The 5,713-nt window shown below is 52.7% G+C and carries 7 protein-coding genes; all 7 read right to left on the bottom strand.

Translation table 11 applies throughout. The annotated features are described in order from the left end of the window. Nucleotides 1-62 precede the first annotated feature (62 nt). Nucleotides 63-671, bottom strand: a complete 609-nt coding sequence (locus PIGHUM_RS23720; RefSeq protein ID WP_124082253.1) for a hypothetical protein — start codon at nucleotides 669-671, stop codon at nucleotides 63-65. A gap of 166 nt (nucleotides 672-837) precedes the next feature. Then, the gene (locus tag PIGHUM_RS23715; RefSeq protein WP_222929336.1) at nucleotides 838-1,608 is read right to left on the bottom strand and encodes a CBASS oligonucleotide cyclase; all 771 of its coding nucleotides are present in this window, start codon (nucleotides 1,606-1,608) and stop codon (nucleotides 838-840) included. Continuing rightward, the gene (locus PIGHUM_RS23710; protein ID WP_124082251.1) at nucleotides 1,608-2,582 is read right to left on the bottom strand and encodes a hypothetical protein; all 975 of its coding nucleotides are present in this window, start codon (nucleotides 2,580-2,582) and stop codon (nucleotides 1,608-1,610) included. The genes PIGHUM_RS23715 and PIGHUM_RS23710 overlap by 1 nt, the downstream gene beginning before the upstream one ends. Then, nucleotides 2,576-3,133, bottom strand: coding sequence for a 7-cyano-7-deazaguanine synthase (locus PIGHUM_RS23705; RefSeq protein WP_124082250.1), 558 nt, complete (start codon nucleotides 3,131-3,133; stop codon nucleotides 2,576-2,578). Before PIGHUM_RS23705 ends, PIGHUM_RS23710 begins: the two co-directional genes overlap by 7 nt. Nucleotides 3,134-3,529: 396 nt before the next feature. Continuing rightward, the gene (locus tag PIGHUM_RS23700) at nucleotides 3,530-4,720 is read right to left on the bottom strand and encodes a hypothetical protein (protein WP_222929335.1); all 1,191 of its coding nucleotides are present in this window, start codon (nucleotides 4,718-4,720) and stop codon (nucleotides 3,530-3,532) included. Between the two features lie 400 nt (nucleotides 4,721-5,120). Beyond that, entirely contained in the window at nucleotides 5,121-5,525 is a 405-nt protein-coding gene (locus PIGHUM_RS23695; RefSeq protein WP_246013486.1) for an SRPBCC family protein, read from the bottom strand. Then, on the bottom strand, nucleotides 5,491-5,713 hold a 223-nt coding region (locus tag PIGHUM_RS24095; RefSeq protein ID WP_222929334.1), incomplete at its 5' end, for a hypothetical protein. The genes PIGHUM_RS24095 and PIGHUM_RS23695, both read right to left, overlap by 35 nt.

Here is a 5,713-nt window from a genome sequence, read left to right as displayed (position 1 = left end):
GCAGAAGCCGAAGAGCGTTACTATCGACAACTCGCGGCATCCGCTGCGGAATCTGTTTTACTTTAACAAAACAGCCTCCGCGATTCCCGGTGTGATTCAGCTTTGAATGTGTTGCGCAACCAAAGTCGCACTCGTAGCCACATCAGCGACGCGGCCGGTCGGCGGTCCAAGGCCTTGCTTAGGGCGATCTTCACGAGATGCCGCTGTTTCTGCCTTAGAAACTCTGATTCGGGAATTGGGACGCCGACAGAGACTGCCATGTCATATCTTGAAAAGACGCGCTGACACGCGTCACGATCATACTCGCCCGCCGACAGTATATAGCCCGCTTCACGCTTTACTTCGGTATAAACATTCAATGTCCTTTTGTGAGCGTCTGATCGACCTTTCCAGTCAGTCTTGACTTGTATCAGCGTCAGGAAGAATACGCTCGTGCCAAGCACGCCGACCCAAATTTGACTATCCCATCCGAAGGGCGTCAACGTCACGTTGAGTTTCGGTTCGACGAATGCGAGCGCCACTAGCCACGTGGACACCCCAAGGGTCAAAAGATCGAGTGCAAATGCAAACTTTGCGTATCGGTCGCGCAAAGCTGCGTGCCCGGTACAGAGCATGTCTGAGATCCGGCAGATTCGGGACAGTTCATCCTTCATGGCGTCTTCGGCGCTCATGACTCCAACCCGAATAGTGCCTTCCATTGTGCCACCGATCCCGCTGCAGTCGCGTTGCGCATGCGACGGGCCAGACGTCCGAGCAAGTGGCTTGCCGCTTGGCGTTCAGGGCTATTTGCCGGGCCCAGATAGCTATCCACATGCACAGATTGCCCAGTACTGTCCTTCATTGGAGAAAGAACAAGGTCACGAGCACGGTCGAAGAAGGTCGGCAGCATCGCAGAGGTCGTTTTTTCCCTGCATAGTTTCGAAACGCTGCAATCGCCAGGCTCTCCATGTGATAGCCGCTCAGGCGCTGCCCTTCAGGTAGCTCGCCATTGATGGCCTTGGCGAGCTTGATCGTAGGCACCAGCTTGCCGCCACAGGCGGCATTACGGGCGCTCAGGACCTCCCTGAACGCAATCGGATTAATCTCAGACCAAGCATCACGTCGTGACGAAGGGACATGAACATGTCCGTCAGCGCCCTTTATCGCTGGCAGAAGCTGAATGACCATGCCATCGCCATAATCCACTGTCACTGCCATATGTCCGTACGTAACCGTGGCAGACACAGGCATAGCAGCCTTGATGATGGTGGCCATTCTCTTAAGCGCCCGCTGAGGGCTCTGGTTCTCAAGGTCAGAGTCATTGAGTAGAACTAACGAATCGATGTCGCTCAATCCATCGACATACGTGTGCTTAGCAACTGAGCCGCCAAAGAGCGAGTCAAACGCTCCCTCAATCGCGCCCTGCAACGCGGCACGAATGTCATTAAGGCGCTCTTGGACCGCCTGGGTATCTCTGCTGTTGTATGCACCAAGTAGGTCTGACAAGGTGCCCGCGAGTTCGACCTCGAATTGCTTGACCGATGAGTCGTCTTCGGCCTTGCGAACTGCGACTCTCAGTTCCTCTGGGCTTCTGTACTTGAAGGTAGATCCACCACCGCTGCCACCCATTACTGATCCCCCAATGCTTCAAGTGCGCTTTCCAATGCGGTCCTGAACATGTTGCCGTGATACTTAAATGAGCCGAAGTCCTGCGATGCCAAGAATCGCCGCATCTCCAACTGCAGTTCATTCATGTAGTAGTAGTTCTGATGCCAGCATCGAGCGTCGACCATATGTGCTTTGGTCATGACGCCCAGTTGCAGAGCGCCGAAGTTGTGTTTGTAGATCGTCAAGCCCTCATGAAATGCGAACCGCAGCCACGTCAAGCCGTCAAAGATGTCAGCTCCAGCGAGAAAGTACATGGGAGTTGAGATCGTATCCAGGCTGCCGAAGACGTGGATCGGACTGTCGATTCCCGCAGCGGTCAGGGCCCGTCTCAGCTTGGCAATGTTCTTCATCCGGTCCACGAGAGAGTTGCCGATCTCTTTCTCGGTGACGCCAATGATGTCGAAATCAGCAAGGTGGTAAACATATCGCAGCAAATTGTCGACATTCAACAGAGTCTGGGACTCCTTCTCGGGCTTGAGCAACAGCTCGCGCAGAACGTCAGTGCGTCCTGGTGCTATTGTTCGCGCGCGCTCAATCTGCTCGGCGAACCCGACGCGCGCCTTGGGATGATCGTAGCTAATTAGTACGCTGGGTACTGATGGCCACCATTTCGCAAGGACATCTTCATACATCTCCTGCGTCCAATCCTTTGGGTGATGATCCCGGTCCCCAAGGTCGGAGAGCTCAGTATCCTTCGATGCTTCGTACCCACCGCTGTCGAGAAAGATCAATGAGGGAAAGTCGAAAGGGGGCTGCACCTTGCCGTAATGAAGGTCGTAAGCACTGATAAGGGTGACGCCTTCGATCAATTCCGAACATGATGCGATGATCTTGTGAACGTCAGGGAAGCCCTTACTAGAAAACGACGGCACGAGCAGAGGAGTACGCTCGACCTCAATTCCATTCAGTTTCAGTGATCGGCGTTTCGCTAGCATTGCAGCGCCTTTCGGTCCTGACACGATGCGCACCTACCGCAGGGGGATGTTCCACCAGACTCGCAGCTATATGTCAGCTCAATGGGCAAGCCAGCTTGGACGAAATAGTCATATACATCGCGCTTCGTCCATTCAATAAACGGCGCAACCACCCGCACAGCGTTGTCGGTGTGTTCGGCGACGGCGCGATTGATCGCTTCAATAAAAGCCGGCGAGCAATCGTAGTACGACGTCCCAGCGTGTAGTCCGAGCGCGATCCGACTCAATCGCGCACGGGTGGCGAACATTGCGGAAAAGACAAGGAATGCGTTTCGGCCGACAAGCTCGCCAGAACCAAACGGAGCAGCGCCGGTAAGCGCCAATTCTTGAACTTCAATCTCAAGGATGGCGGCAACCGACCGCACGGCCACACGCTCAAAGTCGGCGGCAGCTTGGCCGTAGTCCACGAAGATCGCGGATACTTCAAGACCTTGGTCGATCAGGAACGCCGCACAGGCAGTGGAATCAATTCCGCCACTCATCAACACGGTTGCATGTCTACTTTTGTCCACCCCTGAAATCCTTCTCTGGAGCCATGGTTGTTTTGGTAGCCTGCATGCGGAGCCCGCACGTTATTCGTGCAGATCACTTTGAAACATGGGTCACGGCAATCAGTTGGAACTGATTAAGGAAACCCCTAGGCTTGCAGTAGCCTTGGCATTATCAAATTTACGCGTTCACTCAATTCGTCTACAGCGATTTCAGCCAGTCCCTAGATCAGGGTGGCAAGAAGACTGCGGGCAACACTTTGTCTATGTCTAGATGTGGAAAAACTTAATATCGATGGCCAATATGAAGACATACAGACTTGATTCAATCACTTTTCGACAATGCTGCTGCAATTACACTGAGCGCTGGTCGCGCTTACCTGCAAAACGCCGTGCACTCTGCGTGTGTTGGCGCCAAATTTACAAGGAGCGCTTCAGCACTGCCTCCTCAGGATGCTCAATCGCAGAAAGAATGTTTTCGGCGACCTTGTCGAGCAGTTTGTTTCCCCAGAACGGGTCAGTCATGTCGTAGTAGATAACCCGGATGTGCTTCAAATCGAAGGGAACATCTGCTTCGTTTGAGGAAATTAACACCACCGGTTTCGCTAGCGCATGCGCCAACCCCAATTCGTAGAATACATTGGGATTCCGAGTAGTGAGTTCGGCGACCAGGACTTTGGCGGCATTGATACCTGCCCATATTTGATCGATAATTTTTCCTGTCCCAAATATATCAGCATCCGCTCTCACCGCCCGCAAGCCTGCTTTCTCTATGGCTGGCTTATATATTTTAGAATAGTATTCTCCGAGTGGCGGAGCGAACGGCATCATGACAAAGCAAGAATCACCAGCATCAACCTTTACCGATTTTTCCAGTTTCTTTAAAGTTGGTGACCGCTCTCCAGTGACGTTTGAACCTGAGGAAACGTCAACTATTCGGATTTTGCCATCGCTTTCTGTAATGAGCTCTGCGGCCCGGAGAGATTCAATGAAAATTTCTTGAAACTCCGTGACCTTATCCGGTGGCACACCGAATGTGTCAATAAGGGCATTATGAAAGAACTGAGCATCCGGTAGATTTTCCCCTCGATAGTGACCATAAACTTCGGAGATTACAGGGGCCCCTATCACCGCATCTCTTAAGCCGTCAAGCTTGTCCTGCGGTTCTTGAGGACGCAAAACACGCTTAGCCCGCTCTGTAACCGCAATCTGACCTGGATTCGGTCTTTCAAGAAAGCCATATTTAATGCCAGAACTCACCTCCACTTGATACGTTCCGGCGGCACCGACACCCAAAAACTTCGCTGACTCATTAACTGTACAAGGTTTTCCCGCGTTCTGCTCAAGGATCGCCTTTGGAATTCTTAAGGACTTATCAACCGAGTTTCGAGGATATTTCGCGGGTGGAGAAATAGGCGTCTTTATTGATGATTTTTTTCGAGCTGGCTTGGTATTTTTTTGAGCTGTTGCCATAACAATTAAAATCCTCTTAAATTTTTGGTGATTTTGCGCCTCGGCTTTGATCTTTGTTGACAGTAAGTCGATGCCATCAACAGTTCTTGACTCGCACCTTTCCGGGCGAGGCTCGAACCACTGGCTACTAATCGTCACACGCTTTTCCGTGATTGTCCATCCTTATGGTCGCTGATGACGTTCGGCAAGTACATCTTGGTCTCTCCTGAGATTCCTCATCTACCTGTCGGTCGATCGACGCAGTTTCGCATGCAACCGGGAAAAACAATGCCAATCGATCCGCGACACCAAGTTCGTGGATCGGTTTTTCGCGAAGAGACAGTCCGAAGTCGCCTCTCGATTGCCACTGACTGCGTAGAACGAATGACTGCACCCAGCCTGAAGCAGTCGCACGCGCTGTTGCGCCGGGTGACGGCTTCTGGCCGATAGCAGCCATTCTGGCTGCCGCTTACCCGCAAGTGGCATAGCCGTACACAAAGCATGCACCCCACATTAATCCTCATAAATTCTGTCATCTCACTCTATTTTGAAGACGAGCCTAACTCACACGACTACTCATCCAGCCCCCCGCTTCCAGCACTTCTCTAAGCCTACCCAAATCCCTCATCACCCACTCCCCATCCGCCACAAACCTCTCCTCACTCATCCCCGTCACCCGAAACAACGTGAACTGCACCTCAGCCCCCGCCCCATTCGAGATCACCCGCATAGGCACATAAACCTCACTGCCATCGGCCAACTCTACATAGTGATCGAGCACGCCATACGCATTGCGCTCAGTAAAGCGGATCCTCACCGGCCCAACCTCCCCTTCGAACCGCCACACACCTCCCTCGTTACCCAAAGGCTTGCCCAACCCCGACGCCCACCGCGAGAACGACTCAGGTTGCGCCATGAAGTCATACACCTCATCCAGGCTGCGCTCGATCGATACGCTGAGCATTTTCGATTCTGCTGGCATCTTTATGCGACTCTCCGGTGTCAAACTCAATCCTGCCTTGGCACAACCCACCAAAGAAAAAGGCGCCCGCATGAACTGCACCCCAGAAGTTGGACAAGAGTCCAACCTCTGGGGTGTTTTTCATGACGAAGTACGACGAGCGATTCAAACGCAAGCTGGTTGAGCAGTGC

This window comes from Pigmentiphaga humi (assembly GCF_900606115.1).
Lineage (GTDB): Bacteria > Pseudomonadota > Gammaproteobacteria > Burkholderiales > Burkholderiaceae_B > Pigmentiphaga > Pigmentiphaga humi.
This window is presented reverse-complemented; position numbering and strand designations above follow the sequence as displayed.

Coding starts and splice junctions, on each gene's coding strand:
- PIGHUM_RS23715 (WP_222929336.1), bottom strand. CDS start 1,608: ATGGGTGGCAGCGGTGGTGGATCTACCTTCAAGTACAGAAGCCCAGAG.
- PIGHUM_RS23720 (WP_124082253.1), bottom strand. CDS start 671: ATGAGCGCCGAAGACGCCATGAAGGATGAACTGTCCCGAATCTGCCGG.
- PIGHUM_RS23695 (WP_246013486.1), bottom strand. CDS start 5,525: ATGCTCAGCGTATCGATCGAGCGCAGCCTGGATGAGGTGTATGACTTC.
- PIGHUM_RS23710 (WP_124082251.1), bottom strand. CDS start 2,582: ATGCTAGCGAAACGCCGATCACTGAAACTGAATGGAATTGAGGTCGAG.